The sequence below is a fragment of the Nonomuraea diastatica genome (assembly GCF_004349015.1).
In the GTDB taxonomy this organism is placed as follows: domain Bacteria; phylum Actinomycetota; class Actinomycetes; order Streptosporangiales; family Streptosporangiaceae; genus Nonomuraea; species Nonomuraea diastatica.
Map to the genome: position 1 here is coordinate 1 of NZ_SMKP01000432.1, position 1,061 is coordinate 1,061.

The 1,061-nt window shown below is 65.8% G+C and carries 1 protein-coding gene; it reads right to left on the minus strand.

Features of this window, described 5'->3' with window-relative positions:
• Positions 1-466: 466 nt before the first annotated feature.
• Positions 467-703 (minus strand): hypothetical protein, encoded by a 237-nt coding sequence (locus E1294_RS52030; protein ID WP_132520790.1) that lies wholly within the window; start codon positions 701-703, stop codon positions 467-469.
• Positions 704-1,061: the final 358 nt, after the last annotated feature.

The window sequence follows — 1,061 nt, forward strand, 5'->3', positions numbered from 1 at the left end:
CCTGGTAGTCGTGATCGGTTGGCTGCGGCAGCTCGTGCAGTCGTCTGGACCTGCGCGCTCCGGGAACTGCAAGCGGTGGCGAACCCGCACCGACGGCGGGCCACGGTAGTGCATGCGAGCAGGGCTAGCGGCGACTGGCCATCATCGGCTCCCTGACCACGATCTAGGGACGGTAATGTCACCCGATCTGCGCCTTGCGCGCGGCCCGGGCCCGGTACGACTGTCCGGCCGACGCGGCACTCAGCTTGCCTGGCGGCCGGCACTCCCATGGTCTGGCAAGGCTCACGGTGGCCGAGGCCGCGGTGCGCGGCTCGCTCGATGCCGCACACGCCGCGAACACTGCCCGGTGCGGGAAGGTGCTCGGCAAGCGATCAGGGCGCCTTGCCTGGTCCAGGCCGCCGGTTCGGGTGCCACGCGTTCTCGCCGGTGAGGCGGCGGCTCATGAGGTCGATCATAGCGATGTGGATCACGGTTGCGGAACAGTCGGGCCGAGCCTCGTCGTCGAGTTAGGTGTCGCGCCGAACCAGACGATGTGCTTGTCGCCCACCGCCACCTTCTGCAGTGCGTATCCCGGCCTGGGCGACGGCACGTCGGCCAGGACGCGTGCCATGCCGCGTGCGGAGTCGTACACCTCCACCCTCCCAGCCTTCTGCGGCGACGAGTGCGCGACCAGCAGCACCTCGGTGGCGCTCAGCCCGGTCACCGGGGACCTACGCCACCCCTGGCGTTCTTGGCCGGCAGCGTGGCCAGGGAGGCGATGAGGGTACCTGTTGATCTGTTGACGGATTGAACGAATATCGTTAATTTCGTTCAGTGTCAGTAGATCCACGTGATCGTCCGCTGTATCGGCGAATAATCCGGAAGCCGAATCCGATGGCGAGCTGGACAACGGCCGGATCTACCACAATGAATACCACGTCGCCATGCGCATCTCAGAAGGAAGGATTCGCGAGATCCGCGAATACCAGGACACCCAACACGCCCACGCAGTGTGGCTCCAGCGATAGGCTCCATTCCTATCCCTACTTCCTGCGAAAAGAGCCGCACCCGGGCCGCGAGAT